This window comes from Prevotella sp. MGM2, from assembly GCF_002933955.1.
Classification (GTDB): domain Bacteria; phylum Bacteroidota; class Bacteroidia; order Bacteroidales; family Bacteroidaceae; genus Alloprevotella.
In genome coordinates, this window is record NZ_BEWW01000056.1 from 1 (window position 1) to 795 (window position 795).

The window sequence follows — 795 nt, forward strand, 5'->3', positions numbered from 1 at the left end:
AAACGGCCTTCCAAAGCCATTACCTCACGGTCGCCCAATTTGCCGAAAAGCAAGCGGCCGGAATGCCCCTCAACGGTCGATACGGGGAAATTGGGAATCGTGTCGTAAGGAAAAGCGTCAATTATGTCAATCTCCGCCGCCAAGCGGCCGAGTCCGGTTCCCAATACGATGGCTGTCGTCGGGCGTGAGGCCGTGTGTTGTTTAATCCATTCGGCTGTTTCTTTTATTTTCTGTAACATAGTCGATAATGATTTGGTTAAATTCGTTTTCTTCTTGTGTGTCTATAAACTTTATTTCTATGGGTTGCATGCAGAATGTCCGTTTGAGTTCACGGTCCATTTGAGACGCAAAAGGCATCAGACGGGTGCCGTCTTTTTCGGTTGTGACTGCGATGCGGTTTTCCGGAAGTTTCCCAAACGCTTTGTTAATTTTTTCTATATCCGCCACCGTAAACGCGTGGTGGTCGGGAAAAACGAGCGGATGTACCGTCATTCCCTGTTGACGGAGATGCCGATGGAGCGGTTCGGGACGTGCAATACCTGTAATGACCAGAGCATGTGTTCCTTGCACCGGTTGTCCTGCCATACGTTTGCCGAAAAGCAAATGTAACGGACTATATCCAAGCGTGGTGAAAAATATTTTCTGTTCCTTTCTCGGACGAAGTTCCCGACAGATTTTTTTGCGCTCGGCTACTGTCATATCCGGCAGGCACTTTGTCACGACAATGACTTGTGCGCGGCGCGCCCCTCGACGTGCCTCACGCAACCGGCCAGCCGGTAGCAGACAGTCATGCGA

The 795-nt window shown here is 50.3% G+C and carries 1 protein-coding gene and 1 pseudogene; both read right to left on the reverse strand.

Going from position 1 to position 795, the window contains the following annotated elements; genetic code table 11:
- Positions 1-239 (reverse strand): annotated as a pseudogene (locus tag C5S62_RS01395) (purine-nucleoside phosphorylase); the annotation flags it as partial.
- On the reverse strand, positions 202-795 hold a 594-nt coding region (locus C5S62_RS01400; RefSeq protein WP_145958206.1), incomplete at its 5' end, for a tetraacyldisaccharide 4'-kinase. The pseudogene C5S62_RS01395 and the gene C5S62_RS01400, both read right to left, overlap by 38 nt.